The organism is Novosphingobium sp., assembly GCF_027486195.1.
In the GTDB taxonomy this organism is placed as follows: domain Bacteria; phylum Pseudomonadota; class Alphaproteobacteria; order Sphingomonadales; family Sphingomonadaceae; genus Novosphingobium.
In genome coordinates, this window is sequence record NZ_JAIXPP010000025.1 from 16867 (window position 1) to 39301 (window position 22435).

Here is a 22435-nt window from a genome sequence, read left to right on the forward strand (position 1 = left end):
TGCAGCCGGCACCCTCCCGGCTGACACTGCGATGACTTGACCGGGGCTCCTTGTCCCAACTGCCCTGCGGCGCCACCCCCCTCCCTCAACGGCGCCCGCTGGAGCCCCGGCCTTCTTTCGCGAGACAACCCCTCTTTACCGAGACCTGAGATGACCGAGGCGCGCAATGTCTGACACGCTGGCCGGATTTGGCCTTGGCATGCGCCGCCCGCACTACCGGTCGTATATCGACGGCACTGCACCCGTCGATTTCATCGAGGTGATCTCGGAAAACTTCATGATCGCGGGCGGCAAGCCGCTCGATACGCTGATGAAGGCACGCCGCAACTATCCGCTGGCCCTCCACGGTGTCTCGATGTCAATCGGCTCGGCGGACGGCCTCAGGGACGATTATCTTCGGGAGCTTCGCCGCCTTGTCGATCTGATGGAGCCTGCGGTGGTTTCGGACCACTTGTGCTGGACCCGGATCGACGAGTTCAATTCGCACGACCTGCTGCCGCTGCCCTATACCGAAGAAGCGCTCGATGTGGTCTGCCGCAATATCGACCGTGCGCAGGAAGCACTTGGCCGCCGCATGCTGCTGGAAAACCCTTCGAGCTACATCGCCTTTCCCGGCGCGATGACGGAGTGGGAATTCCTCGCCGAAATGACCCGGCGCACCGGCTGCGGCCTGCTGCTCGATGTCAACAACATCTACGTCAGCGCGGTCAACCACGGGTTTGCGGCGTCCGATTACCTTGCCGGCATTCCGATGGATGCGGTCGGCCAGATCCACCTCGCCGGCCATGTGAAGGGCGAGCATCTGCTGATCGACACGCACGACCAGCCGGTGCCGGATGAAGTCTGGGCGCTCTATCGCGCCGCGACTGCGCTCGCTGGCCCGGTGCCGACGATGATCGAGCGCGATGACAACATACCCGAGCTCGAGGCGCTTTGCGCCGAGCTCGATATTGCGCGCAGCATTGCCGCCGATGAAAGGATCGCGGCATGAGCCTGCTCGCCCTCCAACGCAATTTCCGCGACTGGCTGGTGACTGGCGAGGACAGTTCAGCTGCCGCGCTCGGCGGCGGGCCGGGCACGGCGGTTTACCAGAACAACTACCGCACCGCGCTGGTCTCCAGCCTTGCCGAGACGTTCCAGCGCCTTGTGCTGTGGCTGGGCGAGGATGGCTTCGAAGCAGCAGCGGCACGCTATATCGATGCGCGCCCGCCTTCGAGCTGGACGCTTGATGCCTATGGGGAGGACTTCACCGACTTTGTCGCCACGCTCTGGCCCGATGATCCCGAAGTCGCCGAAATCGCGCTGATCGACTGGACCGTGGGCCAGGTCTTCGTCGGGCCCGATGCAGACGCACTCCGGCCCGAAGCGCTGGCCGTGGCCGATTGGGAAACCGCGGGGATCCATGCGGTGCCTTCGCTGCTCGTGCTGCCGATCACCACCAATGCCGATGCGATCTGGCAAGCGCTCGCAACCGCAGAGCCGCCCCCGCCCGCCGAGATGGCCGAGTGCGGCGCGGCCTTGCTGGTCTGGCGGCAGGGCCTCGAGCCGGTGTTCCGCCGCGCTGAAGCGCACGAATGCGATGTGCTGGCGTGGTCTGCCGCAGGGGAAGGTTTTGCGGCGGTCTGCGCGCGCCTTGCCGATACGTTGGGCGAGGAAGCAGCGGTGACCAGTGCCGGGACGCTGCTCGGTCGCTGGCTCGCCGAAGGCATGATCGCCGCAGTCGGCTGAGCTATTCGAAGCAACCCGCGACTTCGCCCAGCACCTGCTGCAAGCGCGGCGCGACGAAATCGAGGAAGGCGCGCAGCTTCAGCGGCTGGCTGCGCTGGCGGCGGTGGACGAGGTGGACGGGCACCGGCTCGCAGCCGAGATCGCCGAACAGCGGCACAAGCCTGCCATCGGCGGCGGCGGCTGAGGCCTGATAGGACATGATCCGCGCCACGCCCACTCCTGCAGCAGCAGCATCGATGACCGCATCGGCGGTGTTGACGGAAAAGCGCGGCGTGATCTCCACACTGCGGGCGTTCACACCGGCTCCGATCCGCCAGCTGCGGGTGGAATGCAGGCCCTCGAACGCAATGCAATCGTGCCGCGCGAGGTCGTCCGGCTGCGTGATTGCGCCGCGCCGGGCGAGATAGCCGGGACTGGCGCAGACGACCCAGCGGATATCGCCCAGCTTGCGCGCGACGAGATCGCTGTCCGGCAACTGTCCGACGCGGACCGCAACATCGACATGCGCCTCGACCAGATCGATCGTCGAATCCGAAAGGACGAGGCGCACAGTGACATCGGGATAGGCGGCAAGGAACGTATGGACGATGGGGGCGACGTGGAGCTTGCCGAACATGATCGGTGCGGTGACCATGAGCTCGCCGCGCGGCGCACGGTACTCGCCGCTGGCCGCGCGCTCGGCATCGGCGAGATCATCGAGCACGCGGCGCGTGGCCGCAACGAAGGCCTCTCCTGCTTCGGTCAGGATCAGCTTGCGGCTCGTCCGCACGAGGAGCTGCGCGCCGAGGTGCGCTTCGAGATCGGACACCCGGCGGCTCACGGTGGGTAGCGGCGTGTTCAGCGCGCGCGAGGCGGCTGAGAGGCTGCCGCCGTCGACCGCAGCGAGCAGGGTGCGCATGGCCTCGAACCGGTCCATCAGACATTCCGCTTTTTGGAAGGTAGAGTTGCCAAGGTAGCGGATACTGCCACCCGGCGGAAGGCCCTACTTGGAGGTCACCGGCCGATACCGGCCTGCTTTCAAGGAAAGGTCTCCCCCGAAATGTCGCGTATCCCCACCCCCGCCACCATCGCCGATGCCCCCGAAGCTTCGCAGCCGCTGCTCGAAGCCGTGAACAAGGCGATCGGCACCGTGCCCAATCTCCACCGCCTCGTTTCCACCAGCCCGGCCGCGCTCGAAGGCTACCTCGCGATGAACGGCGCACTGGCCAAGGGCAAGGTGCCCGCCGCCACCCGCGAACGGATTGCCCTCGCCGTCGCCGAGATCAATGGCTGCGACTATTGCCTCTCGGCCCACACCTATCTCGGCAAGAACCTCTCGAAGCTCGATGACGCTGAGATCACCGCGAACCGCAACGGCGCCTCGAACGACCCCAAGGCCGATGCCGCGGTGCGCTTCGCCGTGCAACTGGTGAAGACCCGTGGCCATGTCGGCGCTGCCGACGTCGAAGCCGTCCGTGCGGCTGGCTACTCCGATGCGCAGCTGCTCGAGATCGTCCAGCACGTCGCGCTCAACACCTGGACCAACTACGTCAACTCGGCCTTCCAGACCGTGATCGACTTCCCGGTCGTCACCACGCGCATCGCCGCCTGACGCCGGGGGCGGGCGTCTGCAGCTCCCACTCCAGCAGGCGCCCGCCATCCCTCCCGCAGAAAGGACCACCCGCCATGTCGTTCAGATCCCGCCTGGTATCCGTCGCTGTCTCGGTATCGGTCGTTGCCGTCAACGTGGTAGCCTCGTTCCCGCCACTCGCTTGATCCCGCCATCCAGAGCCATCCGGCTGTAGGATGGCGGAGGGCGTTACGGTATGCTGACGCCGCGCGACTCCGCGCGCCCATCGCCCCCCGGCGACAGCAGGACCCGACTACATATGGAATCGATCGGCGCCGATCTTCGCACCTTGCAGCGCACCCCGCTGCACCCCAGCCATGTCGAGGCCCTGCGCGCGGCAGGCACGCCGAAACTCTACCCCGCCGGGACCATGATCGCCCGCCCCGGCGATCCGGCGGACACGTTCACGTATGTTGAAGAAGGGGAGATCGAAGTCGTCAATCCCCTCACCGAGGAACGTCACCGGCCTTCCTCGCTCGGCCCCACGCAGTTCATGGGCGAAATCGCGTTCCTCAGCGGCGGCACCGTTTCGCTGGCGATGCGCGCGGCGCAGGACACGCGGGTGATCGAAGTGCCGCGTGAGGCAATGCTCGAATTGATGGCGCAGATCCCGGAAATGTCCGACATCGTGATCACGGTGTTTGCCGCGCGCCGCCGCCGCCAGCTTGATGAGCGCGACAGTTCGCTGCAGTTGATCGGCGAGGATGAGGACCCGGCGGTCCGCCGCGTCGCCCAGTTCGCCAGCCGCAACCGCATACCCTATGGCTCGCTCAAACTTGGCAGCGAGGAAGCGCTGGCCGCCGCGCAAGCCTGCTCGATCGAGGGTTCGGTCCCGGCGGTCATCTTCGGACGCGATACGGTGGTGACCGATCCGACGCCGGACAAGATCGCGCACCTCCTTGGCATCAACCGCGAGCTGCAGCATGATGAGGCCTTTGACGTGCTGATCGTCGGCGGCGGGCCGGCGGGTGTGGCAGCCGGGGTGTATGCCGGAGCGGAAGGGCTTTGCGCGCTGGTGATCGAGGATCTCGCCATCGGCGGGCAGGCAGGCACCTCCAGCCGGATCGAGAACTACATGGGTTTTCCGACCGGCATTTCCGGCGGCGACCTTGTGTGGCGCGGCGAAGTGCAGGCGATGAAGTTCGGCACACGCTTTGCCCTGCCGCGCCGGGTGACCGCTCTGGAGGAGCTGGACGACGGCATGTTCTGCGCCACGTTTGACAATGACCAGCGGGTGCGCGGCAAGGCCGTGGTCGTGGCGGCGGGCGTGCAGTATCGCCGCCTGCCGATCCCGCGTCTCGCCGAATTCGAAGGGGCGGGCATCTACTACGCCGCGACCGAGATCGAGGCGCGCTATTGCAAGGGCACGCAGGCGGTGATCATCGGCGGGGGCAATTCCGCCGGGCAGGCGGCGATGTACCTCAGCCGCTCCGCCCGCTGCGCACATGTCGTCGTGCGCGGACCTTCGCTAGCGCTGTCGATGTCGAGCTATCTTTCCGAGCGGCTGGAGGCAGATCCCGGCATCCAGATCGCCTACAACGCCGAAGTCATCGCGCTGCACGGCGGCGCGCATCTCGAAGGCGTGACCTTGCGCGATGCCAAGACCGGCGAGACGCACGATATCCCGACACGCGCGCTGTTCATCATGGTGGGTGCAGCGCCCAACACCGAGTGGCTTTCGGGCCTGGTCGAGCTTGACGACAAGGGCTTCGTGAAGACGGGGCCGGCAGTCGGCGCCACTTCGCCCTACGCAACCTCGCACCCGGGTATCTTCGCGGTGGGCGATGTCCGCTCGGGCTCGGTCAAGCGCGTGGCCTCTGCCGTGGGCGAAGGCTCGGTCGTGATCTCGAAAGTGTGGGACTACGTCAACGGCGGCTAGCCGGGTCCGATCAGTTGCACCGGGCAACTTAAAACTCCACCAATGTGGTTGAGATTCTTCTCGCAAGGCTCTCCGATGCGTGGTAATGTTATACCATAATAACGTCGTACGGCCCGTGTTGCTTGCATCGGGATTGTTCGTTTCGTTCCCGTTGCTCTCGCCTTCGCAACCCGGGCTGTCCGGCACAGCCGAGGAGAGCATGCAATGGCCTACCTTACCCCCGAAACCAATCGGCGCCGGATCGTGGCGCTGGGCGCAGTCGGCGCCGTGCATGGCGTGATGGCGGTGGTGCTGCTGACCGGCTTTGCCGGCGGGATGATCGAGAAGATCAAGCCGAAGGACTGGACCAAGGCTTGGACCTACATGCCGCCGCCACCGGCACCGAGCCCCATACCCGATGTGAAGCCAGTGCCGCATACCCGCGATACCGCACCCAAGCCCGATCCGACCCTGCCGTTACCACCGATCGGCGATTCCGGCTTCCACATCGATCCTGGTCCACTGCCGCTTCCTGGCGGCTTTGGGACCGGCGATCTTCCCCCGCTGCCCCCGCCAACGCCCAGCCCCAGCTTCACCCCGCGGGTGGCCAAGCCGCTGGGCGCGCCGGGAAAATGGGTTTCGGATGCAGACTACCCGACCGGCGCGCTGCGTCGGGGCCAGCAGGGGGCTTCCGCTTTCGAACTCACAGTCGGACCAGACGGGCGTGTGCGCGATTGCCGGATCACCCGCTCGAGTGGTTCGGCCGATCTCGATGCGGCGACCTGCGCGAAAGTCAGCGAGCGCGCCAGCTTCACGCCTGCGCGCGATGAGCACGGCGATCTGGTGGCGGGGCGTTATTCGGGCGTGATCCGCTGGCGCATCCCGGAGTAACTTGCCCCAAACTCCCGTTGCAATGCAGCAAGATCGCGGCTTACCATCCCGCTCTGGCATGGAGGGCATGCGATCTTGCCGTTTACCTGTGATCTTGGCGGCGAACGGCACAGCTTCGCGGACCTGAAAGCCGTGCTGGCCGCCGCGAGCCCGGCGCGATCCGGCGACGAACTCGCAGGCATTGCCGCCTCCAGCGCCACACGGCGAGTGGCGGCACGGTGGGTTCTGGCCGATCTGCCGCTGGCCACGTTCCTGAATGAAGCAATCGTCCCCTACGAGAGCGACGAGGTGACGCGGCTGATCATCGACAGCCACGATGGCGCGTCCTTTGCTCCCATCGCACACCTCACCGTCGGCGGATTTCGCGACTGGCTGCTGAGCGAGGCGGCAGACGAGGCAGCGCTGGCGGCTATCGCCCGGGGGGTGACGCCGGAAATGGCGGCGGCTGTTTCCAAGCTGATGCGCAGCCAGGATCTGATCGCGGTGGCGAAGAAGATCCGCGTGGTAACTGCATTCCGCTCCACCATCGGCCTCCCCGGAAGGCTTTCCACGCGCCTCCAGCCCAACCACCCGGCGGATGATCCGCGCGGGATCGCCGCTGCCGTGCTCGACGGCCTGCTGCACGGGGTGGGCGACGCAGTGATCGGGGTGAACCCCGCGACCGACAGCGTGCCTGCCGCCACCACGCTCATCCGCATGCTCGATGAATTGCGAGGGGCCTATGCGATCCCGACCCAGACTTGCGTGCTCACCCACGTGACCAATGCACTGGCGATCATCGAGCGCGGCGCGCCCGTCGATCTGGTGTTCCAGTCGGTCGCAGGGAGCGAGGCGGCCAATGCAGGCTTCGGCATCGACCTTGCCGTGCTGCGCGAGGCGCATGCGGCGGCGCAGGCGCTGGGGCGCGGCACAGTCGGCAGCAATGTGATGTATTTCGAGACGGGCCAAGGCTCGGCACTTTCCGCCAATGCCCACCACGGCGTGGATCAGCAGACGATGGAGGCGCGCGCCTATGCCGTGGCGCGCGCGTTCGATCCGCTGCTGGTGAACACTGTCGTCGGCTTCATCGGCCCCGAATATCTCTACGACGGCAAGCAGATCATCCGCGCGGGGCTGGAGGATCACTTCTGCGGCAAGCTGCTCGGCCTGCCGATGGGCTGCGACGTCTGCTACACCAACCATGCCGAGGCCGATCAGGACGACATGGACAGCCTGATGACCTTGCTTACCGTGGCGGGTTGCAGCTTCCTGATCTGCGTGCCGGGCAGCGACGATGTGATGCTTTCCTACCAGAGCCTGTCCAACCACGATGCGCTCTACTTGCGCAGCGTGATGGGCCTGCGCCCCGCGCCGGAATTCGAGGCCTGGCTGGCGGACGTGGGGATTACCGCGCCCGATGGCACGCTGCGGGCGCTGGCGGACGGTGCTTCGTCGTTCGTGCGCCAACTGGCGGAGAACCTCTCTTGAGTGAAGTGGTGCCGGGCGAGGTTTGGGCGCGGCTGCGGCGAACGACACCTGCGCGGATCGCGCTGGGCCGCGTGGGGCATGCCTTGCCGCTGGGCGAAGTGCTGGACTTCCAGCTAGCCCATGCCCGCGCGCGTGATGCCGTTCACGCGGCGCTCGATCCAGCCGCGCTGACAGCCGCATTGGCCCCGCTGCCGGTGCTGGAGGTCGAAAGCGATGCACCGGACCGGGCGACGTATCTGCGCCGTCCGGACCTCGGCCGCCGGCTATCGGCGCGCTCCGCAGCAGTGCTGGCCGATGCCGGCGGGGACTGCGATGTGGTTTTCGTGATTGGTGACGGGCTCTCCGCGACGGGGGTGCAAGCGGGTGCCGCGCAGCTGGTGCGGGCCTGCTTGGCCGGGCTGGACAACCTCAGGATCGGCCCGGTGGTGATTGCGCAGGCGGCGCGGGTGGCACTGGGCGATCCGATCGGCGAGGCACTCGGTGCGCGGGTTTGCGTGATGATCATCGGCGAACGCCCCGGCCTCAGTGTCCACGACAGCCTTGGCATCTACATGACGTACGCGCCGCAAACAGGCCGCACTGACGCCGAGCGCAATTGCATTTCCAACATCCATGGGGCGGGCGGCCTATCTCCGCAGGAGGCCGCCCGCACGCTCGGCTGGCTACTGCGCGAGGCGCTGCGGCGCGAGCTTTCAGGTGTTGCGCTCAAGGACGACCAGACCCCGACGCTTGCCTTCGAAGGACAAGGCCCCGCATGACCACGCCGACCGGAGGTTCGCAGCAGCTTCAACGCACACTGGGCCCGTTCCAGCTCTGGGCGATTGCCGTGGGCCTCGTCATTTCGGGCGAATACTTCGGCTGGAGCTATGGCTGGGCCAGCGCGGGAACGCTGGGCTTCCTTGTCACCACCATGGCGGTGGCGGCGATGTACATCGCCTTCATCTTCTCGTTTACCGAGCTGACGACCGCGATCCCGCATGCAGGCGGGCCGTTCGCCTATGGCCTGCGCGCGTTCGGGCCGGTTGGGGGCGCGGTGGCGGGGTTTGCCACGCTGGTCGAGTTCCTGTTCGCGCCGCCTGCGATCTCGCTCGCCATCGGCGCCTATCTTCACGTGCAGTTCCCGGGGGCTGGAGCCGAAGCACGCCGCGCTCGGCGCTTATGCCGTGTTCATGGCGCTCAATATCGTGGGTGTGCAGATCGCGGCGAGCTTCGAGGTTGTGGTGACGCTGCTGGCGGTGGGAGAACTCCTTGTGTTCATGGGCGTGGTGCTGCCCGCCTTCCGCTGGTCCAACTTCCTCGCCGGAGGCTGGGCCGGGCAGGATCATTTCAGCATGGCGGCGGTCGGCGGCATATTCGCCGCGCTGCCCTTCGCGATCTGGTTCTTCCTCGCGATCGAAGGCGTCGCCATGGCGGCGGAAGAAGCCAAGGAACCGCGCCGCACCATCCCGATGGCCTATATCTCGGGCATTCTCACGCTGACGGTGCTGGCCTTCGGAGTCATGCTGTTTGCGGGCGGATCGGGCAGCTGGGCCGAGCTATCGAGCCTCAACGATCCGCTGCCGCAGGCGATGAAGCGTGCGGTGGGTGCCTCCAGCGGGTGGCTGCACATGCTGGTGTGGCTGGGGCTGTTCGGCCTCGTCGCCTCGTTCCACGGGATCATCATGGGCTATGCGCGCCAGATCTTCGCGCTGGGGCGGGCTGGCTATCTTCCGGCAGTGTTCGCGCGGTTGCATCCCCGCTTCAAGACGCCGCATGTGGCGACGCTGGCGGGCGGCGTGGTGGGCATCGCCGCGATCTACAGCGATGCTTTCGTGAGCATCGCGGGCCAATCGCTGACAGCGAGCGTGGTAACGCTTTCCGCGTTCGGCGCGCTGCTCATGTACATCGTTTCGATGGCCGCGCTGTTTCGGCTGCGGCGCAGCGAACCGGACCTTCTGCGCCCGTTCCGCGCCCCGCTCTATCCGTTCGCCCCCGCCTTTGCGCTCGGCATGGCCAGCCTCGCGCTCGTGACCATGGCGTGGAACAACCGCGAACTTGCGGCGATCTTCGCGGGGCTGATGGCGGTGCTGGTTGCAGGTTCGCTGCTGCTGCGCCGCCGGGATGCGGCCTGAACGTCCGATGCGAAGGGTGCGAATTGCGCGGCTGGTGGCAGCCCTGCTGATCCTGCCTGGCGCGGTTCCGGCGCGTGCCGAAGCCCCCGCGTGGCAGGCGCGCGCTGCCGCTGCGGCCGACACGCTGGAACGCACATGGGGCACGCCAAACGGGTGGCAGGCCAGCGAGAACTGGCAGCGCTTTCCGATGACGGATGTGCTGATGGACTATCAGCGCCGCACCGGCGATCCGCGCTGGAATGGCAAGATCGCCGCTGCCGTGCGCAACCGTGCCGGGCGCTATCTCAACGACGATGACCTCTGGGCGGTGATCGCCAGCGTGGATGCCTGGCAAATCGACCACGATCCCGAACTGCTGGCCTGGGCTGCGGCAAACTACAGCCGCATCGTGACCGATCACTGGGACGATCACTGCGGCGGCGGGCTGTGGTGGGACCCGAAGCACAGCTACAAGAACGCGATCACCAACGAACTGCTGCTCCTTGCCTCGACGCGGCTCTATCTCGCCACGGGGCAGGAGACCTATCGCGATTGGGCGCTGCGCACATGGGCGTGGTTTGCCGCCTCTGGCATGATCGGCCCCGATGCGCTGGTGAACGACGGGCTCGATTCGCAATGCCGCAACAATGGTGCGCCGCGTTATACCTACAATCAGGGCGTCCTGCTCGGCGGGTTGAACGACCTCACCGCCATCACCGGCGATCCGCAGTTCCGCGAGGCCGCCTTGCGAACCGCGCTGGCCGCAACGCGCACGCTGGTGACCCCGCAGGGCCTGCTGACCGAGCCATCCGACGCGCTGGGCGCGGACGGGCCGATGTTCAAAGGCGTCTTCGTCTTCCACCTCGGCCGCCTTGCCGAGGCCATGCCCGATGGCCCTGAGCGCGCGGAACTGCGCGCCTGGCTTGCCCGCAACAGCGACGCTGTGTGGGCGCTGAGCACCGGGGGCAGCCAGCCCGTGGACGGATTGTGGAGCGGCGGATCAGGGCAAGTCGGTGCGGCCGCGCAGGCTTCCGCCCTCGCGCTGTTTCTTGCAGCCGGATCGTGAACGCTGAATGCGTGGGCCCCCAAAGGGGTGACTTCGACATGTTCAGAATGAGTGATTGGTGCGGTCGAGAAGACTCGAACTTCCACGGGCTTTCGCCCACAACGACCTCAACGTTGCGCGTCTACCAGTTCCGCCACGACCGCACATCGCAAGCGGGGTTCACCTTCCAAAAAGGCTGCCCCGCCGGGGTAGAGGGGCGCCCCTAGCAAAGCCCCCCGCGCCGCGCAACAACTAGCCGAGGATTTTTTATTCGGGCTTCCAGCCGATCTCCGCGACCTTGGCGCTTTTGGGGACGTCGGTCACCGCTTCGTTGATTGTGACGCTTTCGCCCGGCTTCAGCATCTCACGCGGGGGGGAGACATCCCAGGTGTAGACCACCTTGTCTTTGGCATCGCGCAGCACGATCAGGATCGGCGGGACTTCCTGCGACTGCTTGCCGACATTGGTGACGGTGCCGCTGGCGCCGAAATACTCGGTGCCATTGGGAAGCGTGCGGCGATCCTGCCGTTCGGAGGGGAACGCCAGCACGAGATCGGGGTTGCCGGCCCCGAACGTCGCGTGTGCGGCAGGCAACCAGCGCGGCAGGCCGAGCCACGAGGCGAGCGCGATGAGCACCGCGACGAGCGCGGCGAAGCTGACCCCCGCAATCGTCCACAGCTTCGCGGTGTTGCGACGCGGACGGAACGGCGGCTGGTGATCGAAGCTTGAGGCGTTATCGTCGAAACTCTCGTCCGCCGAGCGCGTGGCCGGACGGATCACTGGCCGTGGTACGACGGGCGGTTCGGGCACCGGCTCTGCCGATACGGGCCCGGGCTGGTCTTCAGGTTCCGGTGAAGGCGGCGGAGCGGGGGCTGGTGTCGCCGAGGGTGCCATCTCCTCGCGCGGCGGCAGTTCCGGACCGTGCTGGAACCAACTGTGCCGACACTTGGCACAGCGCACCGTGCGGCCCTCCACACCTATCGCGCTGTCGGGGAGGACGTAGCGCGTCGAGCAGGCGGGGCACGCAATGATCATGGGGCGGGTTAAGCATGGGGGGATGCAAGGAAACAATAGGGACGGGCGGGGAGAAGTGCTCGCCTGCCCTTTTTTCCACATCGATTGCGCCGTATAGCCGCCGCAAGTAGTGCGCGGCCCCTCGCGCACGCAAACCACCCTTCGGGACCGCAACGCCTGACATGATCCAGCCTGATGCCGAAATCGTCCAGTTCGACAACGTCGGGCTGCGCTACGGAACGGACAAGGAAATCCTGGCCGATGTCTCGTTCACGCTCTACCCGGGCTGCTTCTATTTTCTCACCGGTGCGAGCGGCGCGGGCAAGACCAGCCTGCTCAAGCTGCTCTATCTGGCGCAGCGCCCTTCGCGCGGGCTGATCCGCTTGTTCGGCACCGATGCGATCACCCTGCCGCGCGAACGGCTGCCCGGATTCCGCCGCCGCATCGGCGTGGTGTTCCAGGACTTCCGGCTGGTCGATCACCTTTCCGCCTTCGACAACGTGGCGCTGCCGCTGCGGGTGGCGGGCGTAAGCGAGAAGGACATCGCGCGGCCGGTGGGCGAAATGCTCGACTGGGTGGGACTGGGCGACCGGCAGCATGCCCGGCCCGCGACGCTTTCGGGCGGGGAGCAGCAGCGTGTGGCCATCGCCCGCGCGGTGATCGCGCGGCCCGACATGCTTGTCGCCGACGAGCCGACCGGCAACGTCGACCCGGACATGGCGCTAAAGCTGCTACGCCTGTTTGAAAGCCTCAACCGGCTGGGCACGACCGTGGTGGTCGCCACCCACGATGTTCACCTGATCCGCAAGGTGCCGGAATCACTGATCATGCGGCTCGACAAGGGGCGGCTGAGCGACCCGACGGGCGCGCTGCGCTATCCGCCCCGCCGCCCGGCCATGGCTGGCGCCGACGCGTCGCCGCCGCTCTGAGCGTTTCAGGAGATGGGCTTCCTTTCCACCCTGTTCCTGCGCTGGCGCGGCGGTTCTGCGGCAAGCGACCCGCGACTGCTGCCCGAAGCGCAGCTTTCGGGGCCGATGCCGTGGGTCATCGCGATCATGATCGCGATGACTGTGGTTGCCGCCGCCAGCGGACTTGCCCTGCGCAACGCGGCCGCAACCGCGAGCGCGGATCTGGAAGGCGGCGTCACCGTGCAGATCGTGACCGCCGCCCCGGCCGAACGGCTTCGCCAGGCCGCAGCGGTGGTCGCCGTGCTTGCAAAGGCGCCCGAAGTGGCCGAAGTTCGGCAAGTGGCGCAGGAGGAACTCAACACTCTGGTCGAGCCATGGCTCGGCACGCGGCCCGGCGACGATGTCGAGGCCTTGCCGATCCCGGCCTTGATCGACGTGCGGCTCAAGGGTGCTGCAACGGCGGACCAGGTGGCGCACTTGCGCGCGCTGGTGGTTCCGGTGGCCGCCTCTGCCCGGATCGATGCGCAAGCCGGGTGGCTCGCGCCGGTGTTCGCCGCGATCGGAACGCTGCAGTGGCTAGCCGGCGGCCTGATCGCGCTGCTGGCTATCGCGACGATTGCGGCCGTGCTGCTCGCTTCGCGCAATGCGCTGGGCAATCACCGTGAAACGATCGAGATCGTGCACATGCTGGGCGGCACCGACAAGCAGATCGCGCGGGTGTTCCAGCGCTCGATGGCCTTCGACGCCGCCGCCGGTGGCCTTGCGGGCCTGCTGTTCGGCGTGGTGACGATCGTCACGCTCTCGCGCCAGTTCGCTGGCCTCGGCTCGGGCATGGTGGCAGGCGCGGTGCTGCACTGGCAGGACTGGATCATGATTGCAGCGATCCCGCTCGCCGGTGTCGCGCTCGCCGTACTGACCGCGCGGGTGACCGTGCTGGCCGCCTTGCGGCGGATGCTCTGAAATGGCGCGCGTGCGCAAACCGCCGGGCCTCTTTCGCCGCATCGGCGCGGCGGTGCTGCTCGCGTGGGTGCTGGGCTTCCTGTGGTTCGCCCTCGCCCTTCCGCGCCCGGCGGGTTCGCAGAAAACGGACGGCGTGATCGCGCTGACCGGTGCGGGCGGACGCATTCCGCGCGCGATCGACGTGCTGCGCGCCGGGCAGGCCCGCAAGGCGCTGATCGCGGGGGTGGCGAGCGAAGTGAAGCCGGGCGAGTTCGCCGCCGAATACAAGGTATCGCCGCAGCTCCTCGCCTGCTGCGTGACACTCGGCTTCGAATCCGTCGATACGCGCTCCAACGCGCTGGAAGCCGCGCGCTGGATCGCGGCGGAACACATCACCTCGGTGCGCCTTGTCACCACCGACTGGCACATGCGGCGGGCACAGTTCGATCTTGCCATGGCCGCCCCGCGCGGGGTGGAAATCCTGCCCGATGCGGTGCCCTCGCGCCCGAGCATGAAGACGCTGTTCATCGAATACCACAAGCTGATCGCGCGCATGCTCGCGTGGCTTGCGGGGTGGTAGGGCAGACCATGAGTCGCCACGAAGCCGCCGGCCCGCGCCTGCCCGATGTGCTGCGCAGCCTTGCCTTCTATGTCGCGTTCTACGGCGGCACGGTGTTGCAGGTAATCGCGGCGCTCGCCGTGATGCCGCTGGGCGGGGATCGCTACAAGCAGATGGTGCGGGTGTGGTCTGGCTGGCACCGGACCTGCGTCCGGGTGCTGCTGGGCATCACCGTAGAAGCCGAGGGTTTCATGCCCCGTGCCGGCGTTCTCTATGCGATCAAGCATGAATCCTTCTTCGAGGCGATCGATTTGCCGCACATGTACCCCCTGCCGGTGGTCTTCGCGAAGGAGCAGCTGCTGCGCATCCCGCTGTGGGGCGCGATCGGCACGCGCTATGGCCTGATCGCGGTGGACCGCGGGCGCGGCGCCAGCGCGCTCAGGGCCATGCTGGCCGAAGCACGGCGCTGGACGGCAGACGGGCGGCCGCTGATCATCTTTCCCGAAGGCACCCGCGTGCCCCACGACACCCGCCCTGCGCTGCAGGCAGGCTTTGCCGGGCTCTACAAGATGCTCGGCCTGCCGGTCGTGCCGGTGGCGGTCGATAGCGGGCCGCTTTACCACCGTCTGTGGAAGCGCTCCGGCAAGATCCGCTATCGCTTCGGGGAGGAAATTCCCCCCGGCCTCCCGCGCGCGGACATCGAAGCGCGCGTCCATGCCGCCATCAATGCGCTCAACCCGTGAGCGTTGAGGACGCCCGCCTCGACGAGAAGCACACCGAGGCCGATGCGCGCAGCTGGGGCGAGGTGCTCGGGCCCGGGCTGATCACCGGGGCGGCAGACGACGATCCGAGCGGGATCGGCACCTACAGCCAGGTCGGCGCGCAGTTCGGCTTCAGCCTCGCCTGGATCATGGTGTTCAGCTACCCGCTGCTGGTCGCAACGCAGATGATCTGCGCGCGGATCGGCGCGGTGACCGGGCATGGCATCGCGCACAACCTGAAGCGACACTATCCGCGCCCGGTGCTGTGGTTTTCGGTCATGCTCCTGCTGGTTGCCAACACGATCAACCTTGGCTCGGACCTCGGCGCGATGGCGGCCGCGCTCAATCTGCTGCTGCCAGGGCCGACCATGCTCTATGTCGTGCTGTTCGGCGTGATCTCGGTGCTGCTCGAGATCTTCGTGAGCTACGCGCGCTATACCCGCATCCTCAAATGGTCCGCGCTTTCCCTGCTGGCCTACATCCTCGTGCCGTTCGTTGCGAAGCTCTCGCCCGGTGAAGTCCTGCGCGGCGTGCTCGTGCCGCAACTGAGCTTTGACCGGCAGACCACGATGGCGGTGATCGCGACGCTGGGGACCACGATCAGCCCCTACCTGTTCTTCTGGCAGGCGGGGCAGGAAGTGGAGGAGCAGCACCGGCTGCACAAGCACCCGCTCGGCGTCTATCCACGCGCGGCGGGCCCCGGCCTTGCCCGGATGCGGACCGACACCGTGGTTGGCATGGGCGTGACGAGCGTGACCGCGCTGTTCATCGTGATCGCGACGGCGGCGACGCTCCACGCACATGGCATCAACGAGGTTGCCTCCGCCGATGCGGCCGCCAGCGCGCTGCGCCCGATCGCGGGCGATCTCAGCTTCCTGCTTTTCGCGGTAGGGATCATCGGGATCGGCCTGCTGGCAGTCCCCGTGCTGGCGGGTTCGGCGGCCTATGCGCTTTCGGAAACCTTCGGCTGGACCGAGGGGCTGGACCGCAAGCCGCACGAAGCCAAGGCGTTCTATGGCGCGATCGTGGTGGCGGTGCTGGGCGGTATGGCGCTCAACCTGATCGGCATCGATCCGATGCAGGCGCTCTACTGGACCGCGGTGATCAACGGCCTGCTGGCGCCGCCGCTGATGGTGATGACCATGCTGGCAGCCAGCAATCCCAAGGTCATGGGCCGGTTGACCCTGCCGCCGCTGCTCAAGATCGGCGGCTGGGCAGCAACGGCGGTGATGATCCTCGTCTCGGCGATGTTCCTGCTGAGCTAAGGTCAAGACCTAGGTTTCGTGGCTACGCCCGAAGTCTGGCCGCGCATCATCCTGGCCCATTTCGATGATCGAGCGGCGGATCGCGCGGGTGCGGGTGAAGGTATCGAACAGCACGGCACCGTCGCCCTTGCGAATCGCCTTCTGCAGTTCGGTAAGGTCTTCGCTGAAGCGCTGGAGCATTTCGAGCACGGCATCGCGGTTGCTCAGGAACACGTCGCGCCACATCGTCGGATCGGAGGCGGCGATGCGGGTAAAATCGCGGAAGCCGCCGGCGGAGTACTTGATCACTTCGCTCTGCGTCACTTCCTCGAGATCCGAAGCGGTGCCGACGATGGTATAGGCGATGAGGTGCGGCAGATGGCTGGTGACGGCGAGCACGCGGTCATGATGCTCGGCATCCATCACCTCGACCCGCGCGCCAAGCGCCTCCCAGAATGCGGTAAGCCGCGCAACTTCGGTCTCGTCCGCACCGGCGGGCGGGGTGACGATGCACCAGCGATTGCGGAACAGCGCGGCAAAGCCCGCATCCGGCCCGCTCTGCTCGGTGCCAGCAACCGGGTGCGAGGGGATCACGGTCACGCCGGGCAGCGCTTCGGCCAGCGCCTTGGCGACGCTGGCCTTGCTCGAGCCCACGTCCGTCACGATCACGCCGGGCGCAAGGTGCGCTGCGATGCTCGCTCCTGCCGCCCCCATGGCGCCGACAGGGACGCACAGCACGACCAGATCGGCCCCAGTGACGGCTTCGGCCACTGTATCGGGCACGAAATTGGCGAGGCCGATCTCCCGGGCGCGGGCGCGTACGGCTGGGTCGGCATCGAAACCGGTGGTGATCGCATCCGGCAAGTGCGCATGAACGGCGCGGGTGACCGAGCCGCCCAGGAGGCCGAGCCCGATGACAGCGACCCGCGCGAAGGGCGCAGGCGCGCTCATCGCGCGGCTTCGGCGAGCTGGCGCAGCACAGCGGCGACGCGGTCCATCTCTTCCGCCGTGCCGATGGTGATGCGCAGGCATTGCGGCAGGCCCTGCCCCGGCAGCCAGCGGGTGATGAAGCCGTGGTCCATCAGACCCTTGTAGGCACCTTCTGCGGTCAGCGCGCCGGTGAACTCGATCAGCACGAAGTTCGCCTCGCTCGGCAGCGGACGCAGGCCATGATTGCCGAGGGCTGAAAGCGCGGCGACGAAGCGCGTCCGTTCGGTGCGGTTATGCTCGCGCGAGGATGCAACGAAATCCTGATCGCCGAGCGCGGCAAGCGCCGCGGCCTGCGCGGTAACGGTGAGGTTGAACGGCCCGCGGATGCGGCCCAGCATGTCGATCAGGTGCGGCGCCCCGGTCGCCCAGCCGACCCGTTCGCCGGCAAGCCCGTAGATCTTGGAGAAGGTGCGGGTGATCAGCACGTTCTCGGTCGTGGCGGCGAGCGCAAAGGCACCGTCGTCGGCATCGGCAGCGACATATTCGGCATAGGCCTGATCGACCACCAGCAGCACATCCGCCGGAAGCGCTGCGTGCAGCCGGGCCAGTTCGGCGCGAGGCAGGTAGCTGCCGGTGGGGTTGTTCGGATTGGCGAGGAAGACCACCCGCGTGCGCGGCGTCACGCAGCCGAGCAGGACATCGACGTCCGCCGCGTAATCCCGATCGAGGGCCTCGACCGGCTCCGCGCCGCAGCGACGGGCGGCGATCTCGTAGACCGAGAAACCGTAGCGCTGATAGAGCACCTCGTCGCCCAGCCCGGCAAAGGCCTGCGCGGCCAGGTGGAGCAGTTCGTCCGAACCGGTGCCCATGACGATCCGCGCCGGATCGATGCCGTGAAGCGCGCCGAGTGCAGCGCGCAGCGCATGGCTATCGGGATCGGGATACCGCGCCGGATCACCTGCGCCCTCACCGCTGCCAAGGCGGGCAGCGCGCGCGAAGGGGCTGGTGCCGAGGGGGTTTTCGTTGGCCGAAAGCTTGATCAGCACCTGCCCGTCGGTGCCGGTCGACTTGCCGGGCACATAAGGATGGATCGCCGCAATCCACGGCTTGGGCACGGGACGAGTGGCGGCAGCAGGGGCAGATGGCTCGGACATGACCGGGGCGCCTTAGCGGGCTTGCCGCGCCAAGGGAACCGTCTCGCACGGGCGATTACGGATCGACGCGCAGATTGGCGCCCTTCCAGTCGCTTGCCATGGCGAAAGCGGGCATCGAAGCCTTGCCATCCTCACCTCCGCCGATGAGATGTGGGCCGACCGGCTGTCCACCTTCGCCGCGCGGGCTTTGCGGCAGGCCGGCTGCGGCAAGCTGATAAGGTGAGGCGCGGTGGCGCGTACACAAGCCGCCATTGCCATCGGGCACAAGCGCCTGCTCGAACTCAAGCCCTTGCTGGCGCTTGCGCGAGCGGCGGACGCGCGCGACCGCCAGCTGGCCTTCGCCGAGATCGATCACGAATTCGGCACCGACCGGCACATCGACAAGGCCCTCGATCAGCGCGCCGGAGACCGAGAGGTTGCGCAGAACGACCGGGTAGTAGTGGTTATCATGGATCGCGCCGATGCGGCGGAACATCGCCTGCCGATCATGGCGCTGGAAGGCTGGGCCCGAAGGCTCGATGATCCAGTCGCCTTCGTTGAGCTTCTGGACGAACATATCGTTGGGGATCGGGTGGCTGTAGATGTAGCCCTGCACGAGCGTGACGTTGAGGCTTTTCATGAGATCGAACTGGTCGAAACTCTCGACGCCCTCTGCCGTCGTGTCCATTTCCAGTGCCTGCGCCAGCGCGACAATCGCGGCGATGATGGCGCGGTTGCGCGAGCCTGCCTCGGTCGCGCCGCGCACGAAGGACTGATCGATCTTGATCTTGTCGAACGGCGCCGTCTTCAAATAGCCGAGCGAGGAATAGCCTGTACCGAAATCATCGAGTGCCAGCCGCACACCAAGGCCCTTGAGCGCCTTGAAGCGTTCGTTGGTCGCACCGCCCTCCTGAAGGAACACGCTTTCGGTGATCTCCAGCTCCAGCCGTTCGGGATCGATACCGGAATTGGCCAGCGCGCTGGCGACGAGTGCCGGGAAGCCATCATCCGCGAATTGCACGGGCGAAACGTTGACGGCCACGCGCAGGCCGCCGGGCCAGGCCGCAACTTCCTCGCAGGCGCGGCGTAGGACCCATTCGCCGATGCCTTTGATGAGGTTCGATTCCTCGGCAATCGGGATGAACCGCGCCGGGCTGACCGGGCCATGCTCGGGGTGGTTCCAGCGCACCAGCGCCTCGACGCCGACGACATGGTTGTCCGCCGCCCGCACGACCGGCTGGTAGTGGATTTCGAGCTCGTCCCGCTGCAGTGCGTCGTGGAGGTCTTCCTCGAGCAGGCGGCGGTCGGCAGCGGCCTTGAGGAGGTCCGCGCTGAAGAACCGGAAACGGCCGCGCCCGCCGCCCTTTGCGGCATAGAGCGCAAGGTCCGCATTGCGCACGAGGCTGTCGCTGTCCTCACCATCGAACGGGGATACCGCGACACCGACCGACGCGCCGATCAGGCAGCGGCTGCCGTCGATGGTATAGGGCTGCGAAATGCTGGTGATGATGCTCGTCGCCATATCGCCGAGCACACCGCGATCCTCGACCCCCGGCATGATCACCTGGAATTCGTCACCGCCGAGACGGCTGACCTTCTCCTTGTCGCCCACCACGCGGACAAGCCGGGCTGCCACCTGCTTGAGCAGGGCATCGCCGGCCGCGTGGCCCAGGGTATCATTGACTTGCTTGAAGCGATCGAGGTCGATCAGCATGATCGCGCAGGGGCTGCGCTGCTGGGTGCACTGGGTGAGCGTGCGTTCGAGCAGCTGCGACATGCGCCGCCGGTTAAGCAGGCCGGTCAGCGCATCATGCATCGCCATGTGCGAGCTTTCCTCGGCCGAGCGCCGCTCGCCGGTGATGTCCTCGCAGTGGCCGCGAAAGCCGGCGAATTCGCCGCGATGGGTGATCGGCTCGCCGGAGATGGCCCACCACAGCGTCTCGCCATCGCCGCGCTCGCTGCGCACGGTAATCTTCTCGAAGCGCCCTTTGCGCGCGAAAGCGAAAGGCAGCGTTCGTTCGCCTTCGCTCTCATTGCCGGTCTTGAGGAAAAGTTCGAGGAAGGTCTGCCCCGTGGCCGTTCCATCCCCCACCAGCAGCGCATGGGCACCGGGCGAGAGGTAGGTCAGGCGCCCTTCCGCATCGGTGGACCAGAAGAAGCCGAGGCCGAGATCTTCGTAGGTGTGGCACAGCGCCGCCGCTTCGCTTTCGGATGTGCGGGATGGTGAGGCATCGACTGCCCCGATCCCGAAAACCTCGCGTGCCTTGCGCAGCACCACTCAGATATCCCCTAGCTAGCTGATTACTAGACATTAGGTATGTAACCCAAGGGCGTTGTGGGAAGGTTAACGGGGGTCCAGAGCCTCGGCTCGCCCGATAACTCGCTGTTGCAAAACAAAAAAGGGCCGGAAGCGCGATTGCACTTCCGGCCTTAGTCTGTTCGCAGGAGGAACATCGTCTGGCGGGGCCCCGTCGGGCTAGAGGGAGAGGATCTCGCCCACTGGCCCCGCCAAGCTGGTTAATCAGTAGTTGTAGGCACGCTCACCATGGTCAGCGATGTCGAGGCCTTCGCGCTCGCCTTCTTCGCTGATCCGCATGCCCAGGGTCTTGTCGAGAACGAACCAGATCGCCGCCGTACCGACACCGGACCACACGAGGGTCAGGAGCACCGCCTTGACCTGGACAATCAGCTGGGCAGCGATGTCGTAGGTCGGAGCCGCAACAGCCGGGAACTGGGTGTAATCGATGATGCCCTGGCCGCCGAGTGCCGGCGAGGCGACGATAGCAGTGGCGATGGCACCGGTGATACCGCCGATGCAGTGGACACCGAAGACGTCGAGCGTGTCGTCGTACTTGAACTTGTTCTTCACCGTGCTGACGAAGAAGAAGCACAGCGGCGAAACCACGAGGCCGAGGACGATCGAGGTCATCGGCGCGCCGTAACCCGAAGCCGGAGTGATCGCGACGAGACCGGCGACGGCACCCGAAGCAGCACCCAGCATCGAAGGCTTGCCGTGCACGACCTGCTCGACAATCGCCCAGCTGACCGCAGCAGCGCAGGTGGCGAGCATCGTGTTGACGAAGGCAACCGCAGCGACGCCGTTCGATTCAAGGTTTGAGCCAGCGTTGAAGCCGAACCAGCCAACCCACAGCAGCGAGGCGCCGATCATGGTCATGGTCAGCGAGTGCGGCGGGGTGGCTTCCTTGCCATAACCCAGGCGCTTGCCGAGGAGGAGGCAGCCCACGAGGCCCGCAATACCGGCGTTGATGTGAACGACGGTGCCGCCCGCAAAGTCCAGCGCACCCATGGCCCACAGCAGACCGGAGTCGGTCGGCGCATCGACGAGGAAGTCCGGACCAGCCCAGTACCAGACCATGTGCGCGATCGGGTAGTAGACGAAGGTCGACCACGCCACCACGAACACCATCAGCGGGGTGAACTTGATGCGCTCAGCGAATGAGCCGATGAACAGCGCCGGTGTGATCATGGCGAAGGTCATCTGGAAGACGAAGTAGCTGAGTTCGGGAATGTAGACGTTGTTGGAGAACGTCGCCGAGTAGGTCCCGCTGGTAACGCCAGCCATGAGCGCCTTGCCGAAGCCGCCAATGAACGGCGAGCCACCGGTGAAGGCGAGGCTGTAACCGTAGGTCGCCCAGAGCAGGCCCGCGATCGAGACGATCATGAACACCTGCATGAGAACCGAAAGCATGTTCTTGGTGCGAACGAGACCGCCGTAGAACAGCGCGAGGCCCGGAATGCTCATCATCAGGACGAGCACGGACGAAACGAGCATCCAGGTGGTGTCACCCTTGTTCACCATGGTCGCCTGGGCCGCCACGTCGGGCGCCTTGACCATTGCCGCCTGGGCAAAGGCAGTGGAAGCGGCGCCGAGCGTCAAGCCTGCGCCCACGACCCCGCCGATCATCTTACGGATCATCGAAGTTCCCCTCATGTCAGAAGTGGCGGTCCCCACCGCGCTTGCCGACACTGCGCTGAAAGACAGGCCGCTCACAGCGCGGTATCCCCGGTTTCGCCGGTGCGGATGCGGGTGGCCGAAGCAAGATCGAGAACGAAGATCTTGCCGTCGCCGATCGCCTCGGTGCTGGCTGTCTGCTGGATCACCTCGATGATCCGGGGGGTCAGATCGTCGCTCGCAGCGATTTCGATCTTCACCTTTGGCAGCATGTTGGTGGTGTATTCGGCGCCGCGGTAGATCTCGGTCTGGCCCTTCTGACGGCCGAAACCCTTCACTTCCGACA

General features: G+C 66.6%; 20 protein-coding genes, 1 tRNA gene and 1 pseudogene. 14 read left to right on the forward strand and 8 right to left on the reverse strand.

Annotated elements, in window-relative coordinates; translation table 11 throughout:
- Positions 1-166: 166 nt before the first annotated feature.
- On the forward strand, positions 167-991 hold the full coding sequence (locus tag Q0071_RS05605; RefSeq protein ID WP_298166195.1) for a DUF692 domain-containing protein: 825 nt from the start codon (positions 167-169) through the stop codon (positions 989-991).
- The gene (locus Q0071_RS05610) at positions 988-1728 is read left to right on the forward strand and encodes a DNA-binding domain-containing protein (RefSeq protein ID WP_298166196.1); all 741 of its coding nucleotides are present in this window, start codon (positions 988-990) and stop codon (positions 1726-1728) included. Before Q0071_RS05605 ends, Q0071_RS05610 begins: the two co-directional genes overlap by 4 nt.
- Before the next feature lies 1 nt (position 1729).
- On the opposite strand, the gene Q0071_RS05615 is transcribed toward Q0071_RS05610, so the two are convergent.
- Positions 1730-2644, reverse strand: a complete 915-nt coding sequence (locus Q0071_RS05615) for a LysR family transcriptional regulator (protein WP_298166198.1) — start codon at positions 2642-2644, stop codon at positions 1730-1732.
- Positions 2645-2767: 123 nt separating this feature from the next.
- Between Q0071_RS05615 and Q0071_RS05620 the strand changes: the two genes are divergently transcribed.
- From Q0071_RS05620 to Q0071_RS05650, 7 genes and pseudogenes are all read left to right on the forward strand, one after another.
- A complete protein-coding gene (locus Q0071_RS05620; RefSeq protein ID WP_298166200.1) occupies positions 2768-3319 on the forward strand; it encodes a peroxidase-related enzyme in 552 nt (183 codons plus the stop codon).
- Between the two features lie 277 nt (positions 3320-3596).
- On the forward strand, positions 3597-5216 hold the full coding sequence (locus Q0071_RS05625) for a cyclic nucleotide-binding domain-containing thioredoxin-disulfide reductase (RefSeq protein ID WP_298166202.1): 1620 nt from the start codon (positions 3597-3599) through the stop codon (positions 5214-5216).
- A gap of 204 nt (positions 5217-5420) precedes the next feature.
- On the forward strand, positions 5421-6086 hold the full coding sequence (locus Q0071_RS05630; RefSeq protein WP_298166204.1) for an energy transducer TonB: 666 nt from the start codon (positions 5421-5423) through the stop codon (positions 6084-6086).
- 75 nt (positions 6087-6161) lie between these two features.
- The gene (locus tag Q0071_RS05635; protein ID WP_298166206.1) at positions 6162-7553 is read left to right on the forward strand and encodes an ethanolamine ammonia-lyase subunit EutB; all 1392 of its coding nucleotides are present in this window, start codon (positions 6162-6164) and stop codon (positions 7551-7553) included.
- A gap of 5 nt (positions 7554-7558) precedes the next feature.
- The gene (gene eutC / locus Q0071_RS05640) at positions 7559-8311 is read left to right on the forward strand and encodes an ethanolamine ammonia-lyase subunit EutC (protein ID WP_298166236.1); all 753 of its coding nucleotides are present in this window, start codon (positions 7559-7561) and stop codon (positions 8309-8311) included.
- Positions 8308-9664 (forward strand): annotated as a pseudogene (gene eat, locus Q0071_RS05645) (ethanolamine permease). The gene eutC and the pseudogene eat overlap by 4 nt, the downstream one beginning before the upstream one ends.
- Positions 9665-9698: 34 nt before the next feature.
- Entirely contained in the window at positions 9699-10709 is a 1011-nt protein-coding gene (locus Q0071_RS05650) for a glycoside hydrolase family 76 protein (RefSeq protein WP_298166208.1), read from the forward strand.
- A 56-nt stretch (positions 10710-10765) separates the two neighbouring features.
- On the opposite strand, the gene Q0071_RS05655 is transcribed toward Q0071_RS05650, so the two are convergent.
- A tRNA-Leu gene (locus Q0071_RS05655) sits at positions 10766-10852 on the reverse strand.
- 103 nt (positions 10853-10955) lie between these two features.
- Positions 10956-11723 (reverse strand): zinc-ribbon domain-containing protein, encoded by a 768-nt coding sequence (locus Q0071_RS05660; RefSeq protein WP_298166211.1) that lies wholly within the window; start codon positions 11721-11723, stop codon positions 10956-10958.
- Positions 11724-11884: 161 nt separating this feature from the next.
- Between Q0071_RS05660 and ftsE the strand changes: the two genes are divergently transcribed.
- The 5 genes from ftsE to Q0071_RS05685 are packed head-to-tail and all read left to right on the forward strand — an operon-like array spanning position 11885 to position 16134.
- Positions 11885-12631, forward strand: a complete 747-nt coding sequence (gene ftsE / locus Q0071_RS05665; protein ID WP_298166213.1) for a cell division ATP-binding protein FtsE — start codon at positions 11885-11887, stop codon at positions 12629-12631.
- Positions 12632-12643: 12 nt separating this feature from the next.
- Complete coding sequence (locus Q0071_RS05670; protein ID WP_298166215.1) at positions 12644-13570, forward strand: cell division protein; 927 nt, start codon at positions 12644-12646, stop codon at positions 13568-13570.
- Positions 13571-13580: 10 nt separating this feature from the next.
- A complete protein-coding gene (locus tag Q0071_RS05675) occupies positions 13581-14129 on the forward strand; it encodes a YdcF family protein (RefSeq protein ID WP_298166217.1) in 549 nt (182 codons plus the stop codon).
- Positions 14130-14137: 8 nt separating this feature from the next.
- On the forward strand, positions 14138-14851 hold the full coding sequence (locus tag Q0071_RS05680; protein WP_298166219.1) for a lysophospholipid acyltransferase family protein: 714 nt from the start codon (positions 14138-14140) through the stop codon (positions 14849-14851).
- A complete protein-coding gene (locus tag Q0071_RS05685) occupies positions 14848-16134 on the forward strand; it encodes an NRAMP family divalent metal transporter (RefSeq protein ID WP_298166220.1) in 1287 nt (428 codons plus the stop codon). The genes Q0071_RS05680 and Q0071_RS05685 overlap by 4 nt, the downstream gene beginning before the upstream one ends.
- 9 nt (positions 16135-16143) lie before the next feature.
- On the opposite strand, the gene Q0071_RS05690 is transcribed toward Q0071_RS05685, so the two are convergent.
- The 5 genes from Q0071_RS05690 to Q0071_RS05710 all read right to left on the reverse strand — a co-directional run.
- Entirely contained in the window at positions 16144-17064 is a 921-nt protein-coding gene (locus tag Q0071_RS05690; RefSeq protein WP_298166223.1) for a prephenate/arogenate dehydrogenase family protein, read from the reverse strand.
- Positions 17061-18197, reverse strand: a complete 1137-nt coding sequence (gene hisC, locus Q0071_RS05695) for a histidinol-phosphate transaminase (RefSeq protein ID WP_298166225.1) — start codon at positions 18195-18197, stop codon at positions 17061-17063. The genes Q0071_RS05690 and hisC overlap by 4 nt, the downstream gene beginning before the upstream one ends.
- A gap of 55 nt (positions 18198-18252) precedes the next feature.
- Positions 18253-20454 carry a bifunctional diguanylate cyclase/phosphodiesterase gene (locus Q0071_RS05700; RefSeq protein ID WP_298166227.1) on the reverse strand — a complete coding sequence of 734 codons (2202 nt, stop codon included), beginning with the start codon at positions 20452-20454 and terminating at the stop codon, positions 18253-18255.
- A 243-nt stretch (positions 20455-20697) separates the two neighbouring features.
- Positions 20698-22113: an ammonium transporter gene (locus Q0071_RS05705; RefSeq protein WP_298166229.1), complete on the reverse strand. Its 1416-nt coding sequence runs from the start codon at positions 22111-22113 to the stop codon at positions 20698-20700.
- A 71-nt stretch (positions 22114-22184) separates the two neighbouring features.
- The coding region (locus tag Q0071_RS05710) for a P-II family nitrogen regulator (protein WP_298166230.1) at positions 22185-22435 on the reverse strand (251 nt) is incomplete at its 5' end.